Origin of the sequence: Dermacoccus nishinomiyaensis (assembly GCF_900447535.1) — a bacterium.
In the GTDB taxonomy this organism is placed as follows: domain Bacteria; phylum Actinomycetota; class Actinomycetes; order Actinomycetales; family Dermatophilaceae; genus Dermacoccus; species Dermacoccus nishinomiyaensis.
On record NZ_UFXX01000001.1, the window covers coordinates 1,955,502 to 1,969,624 of the forward strand.

Consider the following 14,123-nt stretch of genomic DNA (forward strand, 5'->3'; position numbering starts at 1 on the left):
GCATGACAAGGCTGCGCCCGATTCGCCCCGCCCGAGCGCCCCGTGCCCGACTCACGTACTCCTGCACCGCCGTGTTCTGCGCAATGCCCGCGCCCGACTCGCCTGTGCCCGATTCGCCCGGTGCGCGACAGGCCCGCCACGACATGGCGCGGGCGCCGAGCCAGCCATGATGGATCGGCGCCCGGATGATGCCGCGTCGCTCGTCGCGCCCGGGCTGGCCGTCAGTGCGCTGTCTTGCGCCACTTGCCGAGCGACAGCAGGACGAACCCGCCGAAGGCCCAGCAGAGCAGGACGATCCAGGCCTGAGACGCCCCGCGCCCGTCGAAGTAGGCGACTGATCGCAGCGCGGTGCCGGCCGCACCGACGGGCAGGAACTGCCCGATCGTGCCCCAGGGGTGCGGCAGCCACTGCGGGCCGGTCGCGAGGCCCGAGATCGGGTTGGAGATGAACAGCATCGAGCCGATCGCCTCCATGCCGCCGCGCGACGTCGTCCGCACCCTCGCGCCGATGATCGCGCTGCAGCTCGGACGTTGACGCTGACGCCGGCGTCGCTGCCGGCGTCGTCGGTCGCGGGTCAGGCGCCAGTGCGCTCGCGGTCGGGACCGATCGTCTGGGCGCATCACCTGTGACGGTCGCCGGACGCTGACGGGCTGCGGCGTCCTGCCGTCGTCACGCGGGCGACCGGGCCTCACCCGTCTGCGCAGGGGCTTGTCGCCGATCTTCGCGATGCGCTCGGCGTACTGAGCCGGAAAGCCCATCGGACGCTCGTCGTCAGAACCGGCGAGCCGGACGAGGGCGGCGTCATGCCAGGGGCCCGGCGTGACGACGGAATCGATGCGCGAATCGCAGAGGGGGACGGGCGGGCGCCTTATAGGCCCGGCCACCTGTGAACACCCCGCAGCGGCCGACGTCCCGCGATGCCGTGCCCCACCATAGCGCCCACCTCACGGCAGGGGCGTCGTCACCAGAGCGTCATCGAGTCTCGCAGCACGCGTTCGACGTCGGTCTCGGTGATGTCGACGGGCGCCGTCGCGAGCAGGCGCTGCTGCTTCATCGCGCCGTCGACGAGCTGCGGCAGGTCGCCGTGCGAATAACCCAGTGCAACAAGGCCGTTGGGCAGGCCGATGTCGCGCATGAGGCGACGCAGGGCGTCGGGCAGCGCATCGCGGCCGAGGTCGCTGCCGGCGGTGTCCGGTTCCAGCAACGCGGCCATCTCGTGGTGACGCCCCGGGTCGGCGGGGTAGAGCAGCGCGAACGCGGCGGGCGCCGTCATCGCGACGGCCATGCCGTGCGGCACCATCGGGTGGTCGGCGTCATAGCCGTCGGGGCGGAAGTCGCGCACCATGCCGGCGATCGGGTAGGCGCAGGCGTGCGGCACGTGGACGCCGGCGTTGCCGAACCCCATGCCCGCGAACGTCGCCGCGAGCGCCATCGCGCCGCGCGCGTCCACGTCGTCACCGTCCGCGACGGCGGTGCGGAACGACGTCGCGAGCAGACGCACGGCTTCGCGCGACCACATGTCGCTGATCGGGTTGGCGCCGCAGTACGGCACGCGCTGCTCGGCACGCTTGGCGGCGAATTCGGTGTACGGCTTGGCCGTGTAGCTCTCGAGGGCGTGGCAGAGGATGTCCATGCCCGCGGCCGCGGTGACGCCGGCGGGCTGCGTCATCGTCAATTGCGGGTCGATGACGGCGAGCCGCGGGCGCAGCGACGCATGGCTGATGCCCGTCTTGACGTTCGCTTCGAGCACGTCGAGGACGCAGATCGTCGTCGACTCGCTGCCCGTGCCGGTCGTCGTCGGCACGGCGATGACGGGCACGAGCGGCTTCGTCGGGTTCTTGCCGCCACCGACGGGCGCGTTGATGTAGTCGACGAGGTCGCCGTCGTTCGTCGTCATGAGGGCGATGGCCTTGGCTGTGTCGATGCTCGAGCCACCCCCGACGGCGACGATCGCGTCCCACGGCCCGTTCTTGCGGGCCCAGTCGGTGGCTTCCTGCAACGAGGCGTCGCTCGGCTCGACGCGGGCGCCGGTGAAGGTGTCGACGCTGATGTCACCGCCCGTCAGGACGTCGGCGACGCGTTGCGTGATGCCTGCGTCCGCGACGCCCGGATCACTCACGACGGCGACGCTGCGCGCGCCGAGATTGGATGCGTCCCAGGCGATCTCGTCGATGGCTCCGGGGCCGAACTTCAGTTGGGGGCTGCCGTAGGTGAACACCGTCTCGTCCATGGGTTCGACGGTACGCGAGTGAAACGAACAAGGCACCTGGCCCGGGGCGGAACTGTTCTGAACCTCGTGACGTCCCACTCGGCGCAGATCGCCGAGTGGGGCAATTGGTCGGCGCGAACGCCCCACGTGGTGCAGTTCCGCGCCGTGTGGGGCGTCGGGCGTCGCCCCGCCGCGTCAGCGTCGACGTCTCGAGCGCGCCCGCGTCGACGATCGCCGCACCTGCGCGGCCGTCAGCCGCTCATGCCGGCGCATCTCACGCGCGACGCGGGCCTGCGCGCGCTCGAGCGGCAGTTCCTGACGGCGCTGGCGCGCGGCCTGCATCTGTGAGCGCATCGTCGCGCGCATCTGTTCGCGCGGGTAGGGGCGGCCGCCGATGAAGTCGCGCACGGCGTTCCAGCGTTCGTCGTAGGCGTCGTTGAAACGCGCGTGGGAGCGCCGATCGAGCCACCCGCCCGTCCTGTATCGCTTGGTCGCCCACCACGATCCGGGTTTCGCAACGCGCACGGCGCCCACGACGGCGAGACCGGGCACGAACACGCCGATCAACCCCGTCAGCAGCTTGCCCTTGAGGATCGTCAGGACGACGAACCCGAAGTTGATGACGATGCCCACCGCGACGACGACGCCGGGCACTCCGTCGCTGCCGGGGACGATGTCGAGCGGGTTCGCGCCCAGGACGAGGGCTGCGGTGATGGCGACGGCGACGAGCAGGGCGCTGATCGACTGGCGTCCCTCCTCCTGCCAGTACACGTCTTCGAGGTGCAGCCACATCGCGAACTCGTCGAGGGTGAGGGCGGCTCCCGTGCCGAAGATGGCCGCGAGCACGTCGAGCCACAGGCCGCGCTCGGGCAGGTACGTGATGAGCATGAGGCCGCTGAAAAGCAGCATGAGGATGCCCCACACCTGATGGTGGATGTGGATGCCCGCGATGGCGATGTTGCGGAACATGCCCGGCTCGGCGTTCTCCTTGAGGTACGCCTCGGCCTGGTCGGCGCGGTGACGGATGTAGCGCGTCGCGGTGCGCGTCGCGGCCGTCGCGAGGACGAAGAAGATGAGCAGCCACAGCACGGCGTGGCGGCTCGGGTCGATCATGTCTTCATCGTAGGCGCGGCAACTGCCCGTGCCCCGGACGGCATCAGCCGGCGTCGCACCCCCGTCGCAGCATCATTGCCCGAAATCGCGTCGTGCTTGACGCGTTCTCGGGCACGATGCGCCGCTACCTAGCCGGCCGGAATACTTTCACGTGCGGACGCTTCTCACCCCGCGAGCGTGAGCGGCGTCATACTGGTCGGGCGTGGTTCGCGACCCCGCCCGACCTCACTCGACAGCAAAGGCAGTCCGATGACCGACAACACCACCCCGGAGGGCGGCTCGTCCCGCATCGACGGCGCTTCCGAGCGCGAAGTCGCCCGCAACGACACGTCGGATCGATCGGTTGACCAGAATGATGCACGACTCGACGGCGGCTACGCCCAGGCGCACGAGCAGCGCGGTCCGCAGGGAAGGACAGGTGAATCGGCGAGCGAGTACCCGTCTCACACGTCTCAGGGCCAGAGCTACGGACAGCAGAGCGCGACCCGCGCAGAGCAGGGCGAGTCCCATGATTCACAGCGATGGCAGGACGCGAGCGGGCCACATTCCGCAGCGTGGCAGGACGGCCGACCATACGGGCAGCAGCAGCCTCAACCCGGACAGCACGATGCCCACCAGCAGGGTCAGCAGTACGGTCTTCAGGGCCACGCCTTCTCGAACCACGGGTTCCAGAACTCTCCCCACGACCAGCAGGCTGGTGCGCCCTTCTCGTCAGGCGGTCAGTGGCATGCGTCGCCCGGGTACCAGGGGCAGCAGGGTGCTGGAGGCGGGCAGTACGACCAGTCCGCAGGCGGGCAGTACGGTCAGCAAGGGGTGCCGTGGGGCGCTTCGGACGGACGGGGCCCGGGCGCTGCGCCGGGCAACCCATGGAATGCTCAGGGTGCCCCCACCAACTGGAACACCAAGGGCGCGCCCGCGAAGGGGGCGGCCCCTCTGCGTCAGCCCGACGGCACGTTGCACCTGGGCAATTCGGCGCTGGCGGCCTCACTTCTCGCCCAGCTGTTCGTCATGCTGGGGTGCATCGGCCTCTGGGCGAGTGTGTTCGGCATCTCCGCGTCGGGAATGAACGGTGACGGCGTCTTCGTGTTGCTGTTCGCATTGGCGGCGGCGGGTCTCGTCGGGGCGTTCCTCGCCGGGAAGCTTCCGCCGAAAGCACTGTGGGGCGCTGTCGTCGCGGCGGGATTGTGCGCGTTGATCGGTCTCATCGACGCGGTCAACGTCGGGTCCTACATGGCGTGGGGGCTGGTCATGGTGGTGTTCTTCAGCATCATCGCCACTGCTGCGACAGTGTTCGGCACGTTGCGCCGCTGAACCGGCCGTCGCCCGGCGCCGGTCGCGGGGGCGCCGCGTTCATTGCGTCGGGTGCCGCGAACGGGCAAGGATGGTGGCATGACTGACGATTCGCAGCAGGCTTCCGGGGCCGTCGACACCGTCCTGTTCGACGTCGACGGCACTCTCATCGACTCGACGTACCACCACGCCATCGCGTGGGCGCGCGCGTTCGCGCGCTTCGACCTGTATCCGCCGCTGTGGCGCGTGCACCGCTCGATCGGCATGGGCGGCGACCAGCTCGTCCCGAGCATCGTCGGCGACGACGTCGAGAGCAAGCACGGCGGCGACCTGCGCGACGCGTGGGAGGAGGAGTACGAGAAGCTCCTGCCCGAGGTGCGCGGATTCGACGGCGCCGCCGACGCCGTGCGCGCCGCGCGCAGCAAGGGCTACAAGGTGGCGCTCGCGAGCAGCGGCAAGGAGGAGTTCACCGACGCCGCGCTCGAGAAGGTCGGGCTGACGCGCGACGACTTCGACGCCGTCACCTCCTCCGACGACGCCGACAACAGCAAGCCCGAACCCGACATCCTCGAGGTCGCGCTGAAGGAGGCAGGCGGCTCGAAGGGCGTCCTCATCGGCGACGCGACGTGGGACGTCGAGGCCGCGAAGAAGGCCGGCATGTCGACGATGGGGCTGCGCACCGGCGGTTTCTCCGCCGCCGAGATGCATGACGCGGGCGCCACCGACGTCGTCGACGCCATCACCGACCTGCGCGACGGCACCTGGCTCGACCGCCTGAACTGACGCCGTAGATCGGGCCCGTAGGTCCATCTGGCTGGGGGCACCCCGAAGACATCGAGCGAAATGTTCGAATGCGAGCGGCACAGCGCTCGTGTTCGACCATTTCGCTCGTTCTCACCCCACTCGTCCCGGGTCGGACGTGCGTCACATCCCGGACTCGCCGACCGTCCGAGTGGCAATCACCCGTTGAACAGGGGACGGTGTTGACATGTCGACTCAAGCCGGTGGCGACAGACGGGCCTCGCCCGTCTCGCCCGAACCGTCGAAATCGTCCTCCCAGCCGCCCACCGACGACGCCCCACTGGGCGCCCTCGAATCGGGGCTGAAACCGCGTCACGTCACGATGATCTCGATCGCCGGCGTCATCGGCGCCGGCCTGTTCGTCGGCTCGGCGAACGCGATCCAGCTGGCCGGCCCGAGCGCCATCATCAGCTATGCGGCGGCCGGTCTCGTCGTCGTCCTCGTCATGCGCATGCTCGGCGAGATGGCGACCGTCAACCCGGATACGGGTTCGTTCAGCGTCTACGCCGACCGCGCGCTCGGCAAGTGGGCCGGGTTCTCGATCGGCTGGCTGTACTGGTGGGCGTGGGCGCTCATCATCCCCGTCGAGGCGACCGCCGGCGCGACGATCCTGCACAACTGGATCGACTGGCCGCAATGGGTGTTCGCGTTCCTCATCACGGCGATCCTGACGGCGACGAACCTCGTCAGCGTCGGCAACTACGGCGAGTTCGAGTTCTGGTTCGCGCTCATCAAGGTCGTCATCATCATCGGGTTCATCGCGCTCGGCGTACTGGCGATCCTCGGCATCCTGCCGACGAGCGACGTCTCCGGCGTGCACGGCCTCACCGACCACGGGTTCTTCGGTGGCGGCGTCGGCGGCATCTTCGCCGCGATGCTGACGACCACGACGACGTACCTCGGCACCGAGATCGTGACGATCGCCGCGGCCGAGTCCAACAACCCCGTCGGCGGCATCCGCAAGGCCGTCAACAGCGTCATCTGGCGCATCTCGATCTTCTACCTGGGTTCGATCATGGTCGTCGTGTGCCTCGTCGACTGGACGAGCCCCGACCTCGCGTCCAAGGGTTCGTACCAGTACACGCTCGAGACGATCGGGCTCGGCCGACTGACGACCGTCCTCGACCTCGCGATCCTGACGGCCGTCGCGAGCTGCCTCAACTCGGCGCTCTACACCGCGAGCCGCATGGCGTTCAGCCTGGGCCGGCGTGGTGACGCGCCGAAGTCGTTCGGGCGGACGAACAAGCGCGGCGTGCCCGTCGCGGCGATCCTCGCGAGCGTTGTCGTCGGCTTCTTCTGCGTCGCCCTCAACTACGTGCTGCCCGACAAGATCTTCGCCTACCTGCTGTCGACGGCCGGATGTGCGGCACTGTTCGTGTACCTGTGCATCTCGTTCACGCAGCTGCGCTCGCGCCGCGCGATGGACGCGGCAGGCACGACGGTCCGGGTGCGCATGTGGCTGTTTCCGTGGCTGACGTACGCGACGATCGCGTTCATCCTGCTCATCCTCGTCATGATGGCGTTCGACGACGGCCAATCGCAGAACCTGTGGTTCTCGCTCGCGGTGGCAGCGATCGTGCTCGTCGCGGCGTTCGCCCGTCACGGCTTCACGGGTGGCTCGGACGAAGAGATCGTCGAGGCCGCCGAGCAGGGGCTCGCCGAACACGACGACCCCGATGACCCCGACGATGCCGACGACACGACGGCTACCTCGACCGAGGCTCACCGCAACGACGCCTGAGCACTCCCGTCCACCCTTGCGATTCCTGCCCCCATCGGTGAACGGCGTCCACAACGGCGATTCCTGTCCACATGTGCGATTTTCGCCCGCCTTCACCCCGAGCCCTCGGCTTCGGCGGCGAACGCGACGTCGGGTGGCAGGATCGAGCTGTGAGCACCTACGTCATGTTCCTGCGCGGCATCAACGTCGGGGGCGTGCGCGTGCCCATGCCGCGTTTGCGCGAAGTGCTGACGGAGGCGGGTGCCCGCGAGGTGACGACGTGGCTCGCGACGGGCAACGTCCGTCTCGCGTTCGACGGCCCCGCCGACGACCTCAAAACACTCGCCGAGCGTGTCCTGAGCGACGAGTTCGGCTACGAAGCCTACGTTCTCGTGCGTGACGCGGACGAGCTCGCGAACATCGTCGACGCCTGGCCGTTCACGCCCGACGACGCCCACCACCGCTACGTCGTGCTCGGGGGCGCGCCCGCCTATGACGACGCTCAGGCCGCCATCGACGCCAACCCCTGCGACGAACACGTCCTGGCCGCCGGCGACGACCTCTACTGGCGAACCCTCAAGGGCGCCACGACCACGTCGCCCGTCGCAAAGGTGCTCGCCCGCCCGCGCTGGAAGTCGACGACCACCACGCGCAACCTCAACACCCTCGAGAAGATGCTCGCCTGACGCACCAGCACCAGCACCAGTACCAGCACACGCACCATCGGGCAACGGCCGGTGGCGGGTAACTCCGCCTCACCAGCCCGTCACCCCCGAGGCGCTTCACCGCCGTGGTCGATGAACGGACGGCGGAAGTCGGGTGTCGACAGGCCCTTGGCGGCGAACTCGGTGTCGTCGAGGTCGGCGTCGCCGTGCTGCGACGCGTGCTTGTACTGGACGCTGCGGGCGCTCCACAGGGAGCGACTCGCGATGAACTGCCCGAGGACGGCGCCGGTGCCGATGGCAAGGGCGACGGCCATCGCTTCGAACAGGTACGCGCCGGCGCTACCCGAGTGCGTCGCGAGCGCCGCGAACCCCTTGTAGAGCACCATGCCCGGCACGAGCGGCGAGATGGCGACGTCGAGGGCGCCGGACGTCGGCAGGTGCGTCGGGCGTGCCATGACGACGCTGACGATGCCGAGCCCCATCGCGGCGACGCTCGTCGCGGTGAAGTTGGAGATCCCGGCGGCGCTGAGCAGCAGGTAGATGGCGCGCGCCGCGGCGCCGAGCAGCGCGAACAGCGGCAGGTGGCGCCAGCGTGCGTGGCTGAGCAGCGCGAATCCGATGGCGATGAGCGCGGCGGCGAGCGTCGTCTGCCACGCGACGGGGTTGCCGTTGCCGGTCTTCTCGATGTCGAGATGCACGCCGACGTGCGCCACGCCGTACACCGCGCCGATGGCGCCGACGACGAGCCCGAGCGTCAGGATCGTCGATTCGATGAGGCGCCCGCAGGCCGTCAGGTACCAGCCCGTCAACAGGTCCTGGATGGCGCTGACGGAGGCGCTGCCGGCCAGCTGCGTCACGAGCGCGGCGGTGATGATGACGCCCGGCGAGCCGATCGGGAACACTGCGACGAGCACCGCACCTGTCGCGACGGCGAGCCCGGCGGCGATCGCGCGTCCGTAGTACGACGGCAGCTGCACGCGTGCGAGCCAGGCGCTGACGACGTCGATGATGACGGCGCACACCGTCGCGATGAGGCAGACGCCCAGCGACCCGCCGAGCAGCCACGCGAACCCGAAGCCCATCGCCGCTGTGCCGAGCGTCTTGAGAGTGCGCGTCTGCGGCGGTTCGGCCTCCAGCTCGTCGAGACGTCGCAGCGCTTCACGGATGTCGATGCGTGAGGTGACGACATCCTCGACGATGTGTTCGAGCACCGTCAGCACGTGCACGTCGAGGCCGGCCGCGCCGACGGTCTGAACGCGCGTGACGGGTGTCGCGTCGTCCGCGGGCGTGTAGCTGAGCGTGATCTGACCCATCGTGACGTTCGCCGTCGTGGTCGCGAAACCGTTGACGCGGGTGATCGTCAGCATGGCCTGGGTGACGTTGGCCGACGGAGATCCGTTGCGCAGCAACATGCTTCCGGCGCGCAGGGTGAACGTGAACAGGTCGTCGATGGGGCGGGAGGAAGGCACGCCGTCACGGTGTCAGGACGCGGGGGCGGAGTCCACTCGGACGCTCGCCCAGCAGGCAGGGTGCGTTGTCACCGCCCGGCTCTAGGGTGAGTGCATGAGTGAAACCGGCGCGAGAGACGGCCACGGCGAGCGCGCGAACGAACCCGTCAGCGGTTCGACGGCCTCTCGCGACGCGACGGCCGCGGACGCCGTGCATGGCGACAGGATGAGCGCCGCCACATCGGGCCGCATCGCGGCGACGCCGACCGCGGCGTCGTCGACTTCAGCGGGCGCGAGTGCCGGAACGATGCGCAGCGTCGCCGTGTTCTGCGGGTCGACGCCGGGCGCCCACCCGGCGCTCATGGACGCGGCGTACGACGCGGGGCGAGTCATCGCCGAACGGGGTCTGACGCTCGTGTACGGCGCGGGCGGCGGCGGCCTCATGGGCGCGGTGAGCCAGGGCGCGCTCGACGCCGGGGGCGAGGTCGTCGGGTTCATTCCGTCGCTCATGGTCGAGCGCGAATGGGGGCGGCACGACCTCACGGAGTTCCACGAGGTCGACACGATGCACACGCGCAAGGCCGGCATGGCCACGCGCGCCGACGCCTTTCTCACGCTGCCCGGCGGCCTCGGCACGCTCGAGGAGATCTTCGAGGTCTGGACGTGGCGCACCATCGGTTACCACGACAAGCCGGTGGGTTTCCTTGACGTAAAAGGGTTCTGGCGCCCGCTGCTCGACGCGGTGCAGGGTCTGGCGGACGCCGGGTTCATCCGGCAGAGCGTCGTCGACGACGCCGTCGTCGCCCCGACCATCGATGAGGCCCTCGACGCTCTCGCCGCCCGTTGCATCGTCAGCGGTGCGGGTTTGCGCGGCGGGTCGAGGCGCGTCCGGATGTGCTCGCGCGCTTGAGCGGTGAGGCCGCCGACGTCGATGACGCGCACGTGGCGACGGTGGCGCCTGCTGACGGCGGGTTTGCCTGGGCGAGAACGGCAGTGAGCAACGAGTCGCCTGCCGGCAGAGCCACCGATGGCGGAGATGATGCTGACAACGTCGGTCGTGATGACACCGATGACGCCGACCTCACCGACTGGCAGCGTCAGTGGCTCGACGTCAGCGCACCCGAGGATGAGCCTGACGAAAGCATCCCGACCGTTGACGCCGGCGGTTGGTGGGAGGGCATCCCCGCCGTCAGACAGTTGCTGCTCGACGGTCTCGAGCCCGCCTGCCGTCGGTGCCAGGCCCGCCCACACCGCAGTGACCTCGGAGGGGCACGCCCGAAGCCCGAGACGCGAACGCCCCCGCACCGTCAGATACGGGAGCGTCGAGCGGGCCGGTCAGGCGGCGTGCTTCTGCAGCGTCGCGCCGATGGCGGGCAGCGCGTCCTTGATCATGTCGGCGGCCTTGCCGCGGAACGTGCCGTAGACCTTCGCGATCTGGTCGCGCGACGTCGAGTTGGCGCGCGCATCGGCGATCTTGAGTATGTCGGCGCTCACCTCGTCGCCGCGACCCTTGAGGTATGCGCCGAAGTCGCCCTGGCCACCGAAGGCGTCCCAGTACGGGTCGAAGATCGCGACGATCTGGTCGAGGTTGTCGTTGAGCGCCGACGCAACGTCGACCTTCTTCTTCGCGCCCGCGTACGCCGTCTTGATCGCGGCGCCGCTCAGGCCCTTCTTGCCGGAGACCTCGGAGTCGATCGTGGCAGCGAGATCCTTCGCGACGGCGGGACGCACGGCCGGCTGCAACAGCTTCTCGGAAAGCGACATGATGATGCCTTTCTGTAGCGGTTCGTTTCGCCCGTCAGCCTAGCGTCAGCCCTCGTCGACGGCCCGCGCATCATGCGCCTTCGCGCCTGCCCCACCACACCAGGGCGCCCACCCCGTACACATCTGCGATTTTCGTCCACGTTCGCCAGCCACCGCCGACGGGCGGCGCGCCAGAGCCGATCCCACGGGCTGGGGCCGGGCAGAGCGGGCGGGCGTCTCGCGGTACAACAGGACGGTGACCGAACCCCGCGAACAGCGCCGCACCACCCTTCCCTCGGCAGCGCCGAGACACCCGCTCGTCACCGGGCGCACCGTCCTGCGCGTCATGACGGGTGACGACATCGACGCGGTCGTCACCTACCGCACCCGCCCGAACGTCTACCGCTGGCTCAGCCACGGCGGCCTCGCCTCAGCGCAGCTTCGGGAGAAGTTCCAGCGGCGCATCGATCGCATGACGAAGCCGAGCGACGAACGATCCGAGGTCCAGTTCGTCGTCGAACGGGAGGGGCACGTGATCGGTGACTGCGGATTCGCGATCACCCGTGCCTGGACGAAGGACGACGCTCCGACACCGCATCTCGTCGCGCGCATCCACTACGCACTCGACGATGCCGTCGCCGGCCAGGGGATCGGCACGGAGGTGGTGCGTGCACTCGTCGACCACGCGTTCAGCCTCCCTGACGTCCACCGCGTGCAGGCCGACGTCTTCGCCGGCAACGTCGCGTCAGGCCGCGTGCTCGAGAAGCTGCGTTTCCGGCGAGAGGGCTACTTCGTCGATGACGGCGTCATCGACGGCGCGTTCGTCGACGCCTGCCTCTACTCGCTGCTGCGTCGCGAATGGGAGGCCCCCGACCACCCGGCCTGATTGCGCGGAAACGCGTCACATCCGACGCGTCTTCGGGCGAAGATCGACGCGACCCCGAGCCTGTCAGCCCCGAACGACCAGCCCGAACCCCGTCACCCCACCGGCTGACGCGAGCGACTGCGCCGCTTCGACCGGTTCAGACGCCGCCACACCCACGTCTCGGGCACCTGCACGCCGGTGGCGATGTATTCGGCGGAGGCGTCGCTGAACTGTGTCTGCACGAGTGCTTCGAGGCCCCAGTGGTGGCCGACGACGAGCACCTGGTCGTCGGGTGTCACCGTCATCGTGTCGTCGGGTGCGTAGATGTGCTCACCGTTGCGGATGAGCATGAGCGCGACGAGCGGGAGCTTCGAGTCGCGGTCGTCGGGGTTGGCGAGCAGCTGTCCGATCGTCAGTTCGGCGTGCAGCAGCCAGCGATGCAGCGCGGGCGAGCCGGCCGCGGAGAGGTCGATGATCGCGCGGTCCTTCGCGACGTCGCCGCAGCGGTTCGTCAGGTTCGTCAGGAGGCGCTCGGCGAACTCTTCCGGCTGCGTCACCGCGTATTCGACGAAGCTCCAGAACAGCGGCGTGATGACGCGCGCGAGGCTCTCCTGCGCGACGAGTTCGGTGGGCGTGAACACCGAGTCGATGCCGAGCGCCGTGATGATCGACGCGCGCGCGTCAGACTGCTGGCGCACGCCGACGAACAGGTCCTTGCGCTCGAGCTTCGCGTGCTCGGCGAGGGCGAGGTTCGTCGTGTCGTTGCGCGTACCGGCGATGAAACCGCTCGCGCCACTGACGTCGGGGTGGCCTTCTTCCGGGTCGGCCATGACGACGTGCATGCCGGCGCGATGCAGGTCGTTCGACACCTCGGCGCCGAAGTCGTCACCGGAGGCGACGACCCACGTCCCGCCCGATTTCGGTTCGTACCGCGGCGGCAGCGGCAGGTCGCGCGGGTCCATCAGCCACGTGACGAGCCGGTACGTCTCGGGCCGTTGCAGCGCGAGCACGAGGTAGGCGCCGTAGCGGTCGCTCGGGTTGATGACGGCGTTCGGTGCGAAGTCGCGCATGCTTTCCTCGACGCGCGCGTCGGTGCAGCGCGCGATGACGCTCATGCCGGGGCGCAGCACCGTGGCGTTCATGACGATGGCGAGGTTGTCGGTGTCGTCATCGGTCAGGGCGAGCACGCCGTCGCAGTGCTGGTTGGCGAGGCCCGCCATGCCGAGCACCGCGGGCAGGCTCGCGTTCGCCTCGAGCGCGGGCACCTCGCTCTGCAGCTCGTCGGTCATGATGCGGTCGAGGCGCCCTTCGTGCCGGTCGATGACGACGAACCGGCGCCCCTGGAAGTCGAGTTCGCGACAGACCTGACGCCCCGCCTGGCCGTACCCGCAGACGATGAGGAACGGCTCACGGATGCGCTTGACCTTCGCGCGGAAGCGCTGCATCGCGAGCGCGTGCTGAAAACTGGCCGACTGCAGCAATGACAGCAGCGTTCCGATCGCGTACGCCCATCCGACGACCGTCATGAAGATGCACACCGTCACCCACATGCGTTGCGGCGTCGTGAACGGGTAGATCTCGCCGAACCCGATCGTCGAGGCGGTGTAGGAGATGAAGTAGAACGCCTCGAACGCGCTCAGGTGCGTCGTGTGGCCGCCCTCATCACGGCCGGGCACGAGCGTCAGGCCGAGCACGGAGATCGCGAACACCGTGATGATGAAGATCAGCGGCGCGCGCATGCGTCGGATGACGATGAAGATCGCGTCCGTCGACGGCGCCTCGTCGGGGATCTCCACGGCGCGCCGCACGCGCGTAGTGTGCCGCGTCGGGCGTCGGACGAGGAAGGCGAGCAGGTTGTTCATGGCTCAGCGGCGACGGTAGGAGATCGTCTCCGAGACGAGCAGGACGACCGAGACGATGTTCGCGAGCAGCGCGCCGCCGGAGAGGCTGACGATGCTCGCCGTCGTCCCGGGGCTGTTGTGATAGCCGCCGGCCAGGACGTAGTACGCGGCCGCCGCGACGAGCTGCAGGACGGCGACGAGCGACGTCGCGAGGTGCACGGCGCCGATCTGCGTGCGGTCGCCGAACTTCAGCACGAGTGCGATGAGGTTGACGAAGATCGCGACGTACAGCTCGTTGATGTTGTGCAGTTTCGGCTCGGCCATGTCGCCGATGAAGAAACCGAAGTTCATCGTGGCCGACAGCAGCACGAAGAAGCCGAAGACGACTTTCTCGAGGTTCATGTCCCCGAGCCTAACGGGGACGCCGC

At 69.1% G+C, this 14,123-nt stretch carries 13 protein-coding genes; 6 read left to right on the plus strand and 7 right to left on the minus strand.

Annotated features, from left to right (window positions below; all coding sequences use genetic code 11):
- Window positions 1-221: 221 nt before the first annotated feature.
- The 3 genes from DYE07_RS09095 to DYE07_RS09105 all read right to left on the minus strand — a co-directional run bounded on the left by DYE07_RS09095 (window position 222) and on the right by DYE07_RS09105 (window position 3,322).
- Entirely contained in the window at window positions 222-455 is a 234-nt protein-coding gene (locus tag DYE07_RS09095; RefSeq protein ID WP_038569865.1) for a hypothetical protein, read from the minus strand.
- 506 nt (window positions 456-961) lie between these two features.
- Window positions 962-2,230 (minus strand): hydroxyacid-oxoacid transhydrogenase, encoded by a 1,269-nt coding sequence (locus DYE07_RS09100; RefSeq protein ID WP_115296811.1) that lies wholly within the window; start codon window positions 2,228-2,230, stop codon window positions 962-964.
- Between the two features lie 174 nt (window positions 2,231-2,404).
- Window positions 2,405-3,322: a hypothetical protein gene (locus DYE07_RS09105; protein WP_074046402.1), complete on the minus strand. Its 918-nt coding sequence runs from the start codon at window positions 3,320-3,322 to the stop codon at window positions 2,405-2,407.
- A gap of 249 nt (window positions 3,323-3,571) precedes the next feature.
- On the opposite strand from DYE07_RS09105, the gene DYE07_RS09110 reads away from it, so the two are divergent.
- The 4 genes from DYE07_RS09110 to DYE07_RS09125 all read left to right on the plus strand — a co-directional run bounded on the left by DYE07_RS09110 (window position 3,572) and on the right by DYE07_RS09125 (window position 7,819).
- Window positions 3,572-4,633 (plus strand): DUF5336 domain-containing protein, encoded by a 1,062-nt coding sequence (locus DYE07_RS09110; RefSeq protein WP_115296812.1) that lies wholly within the window; start codon window positions 3,572-3,574, stop codon window positions 4,631-4,633.
- Window positions 4,634-4,711: 78 nt separating this feature from the next.
- Window positions 4,712-5,395 (plus strand): HAD family hydrolase, encoded by a 684-nt coding sequence (locus tag DYE07_RS09115; RefSeq protein WP_115296813.1) that lies wholly within the window; start codon window positions 4,712-4,714, stop codon window positions 5,393-5,395.
- 205 nt (window positions 5,396-5,600) lie between these two features.
- Window positions 5,601-7,154, plus strand: coding sequence for an amino acid permease (locus tag DYE07_RS09120; protein WP_115296814.1), 1,554 nt, complete (start codon window positions 5,601-5,603; stop codon window positions 7,152-7,154).
- 149 nt (window positions 7,155-7,303) lie between these two features.
- Window positions 7,304-7,819, plus strand: coding sequence for a DUF1697 domain-containing protein (locus DYE07_RS09125; RefSeq protein WP_040014596.1), 516 nt, complete (start codon window positions 7,304-7,306; stop codon window positions 7,817-7,819).
- Window positions 7,820-7,899: 80 nt separating this feature from the next.
- Here the strand turns inward: DYE07_RS09125 and DYE07_RS09130 are convergent, their stop codons facing one another.
- On the minus strand, window positions 7,900-9,267 hold the full coding sequence (locus tag DYE07_RS09130; RefSeq protein WP_006945152.1) for a threonine/serine exporter family protein: 1,368 nt from the start codon (window positions 9,265-9,267) through the stop codon (window positions 7,900-7,902).
- Window positions 9,268-9,361: 94 nt separating this feature from the next.
- Here DYE07_RS09130 and DYE07_RS09135 point away from each other — a divergent pair, with 94 nt between their 5' ends.
- On the plus strand, window positions 9,362-10,156 hold the full coding sequence (locus tag DYE07_RS09135; protein WP_237723828.1) for an LOG family protein: 795 nt from the start codon (window positions 9,362-9,364) through the stop codon (window positions 10,154-10,156).
- Window positions 10,157-10,581: 425 nt separating this feature from the next.
- Here the strand turns inward: DYE07_RS09135 and DYE07_RS09140 are convergent, their stop codons facing one another.
- A complete protein-coding gene (locus tag DYE07_RS09140) occupies window positions 10,582-11,010 on the minus strand; it encodes a DUF6918 family protein (RefSeq protein ID WP_006945141.1) in 429 nt (142 codons plus the stop codon).
- A 235-nt stretch (window positions 11,011-11,245) separates the two neighbouring features.
- On the opposite strand from DYE07_RS09140, the gene DYE07_RS09145 reads away from it, so the two are divergent.
- A complete protein-coding gene (locus DYE07_RS09145) occupies window positions 11,246-11,875 on the plus strand; it encodes a GNAT family N-acetyltransferase (RefSeq protein WP_006945032.1) in 630 nt (209 codons plus the stop codon).
- Window positions 11,876-11,967: 92 nt separating this feature from the next.
- Here DYE07_RS09145 and DYE07_RS09150 read toward each other — a convergent pair whose 3' ends face one another.
- Together DYE07_RS09150 and DYE07_RS09155 are read right to left on the minus strand one after the other, a co-directional pair.
- Window positions 11,968-13,716 carry an NAD-binding protein gene (locus DYE07_RS09150; RefSeq protein ID WP_115296816.1) on the minus strand — a complete coding sequence of 583 codons (1,749 nt, stop codon included), beginning with the start codon at window positions 13,714-13,716 and terminating at the stop codon, window positions 11,968-11,970.
- A 3-nt stretch (window positions 13,717-13,719) separates the two neighbouring features.
- Window positions 13,720-14,097 carry a DUF6394 family protein gene (locus tag DYE07_RS09155; protein WP_006945029.1) on the minus strand — a complete coding sequence of 126 codons (378 nt, stop codon included), beginning with the start codon at window positions 14,095-14,097 and terminating at the stop codon, window positions 13,720-13,722.
- Window positions 14,098-14,123: the final 26 nt, after the last annotated feature.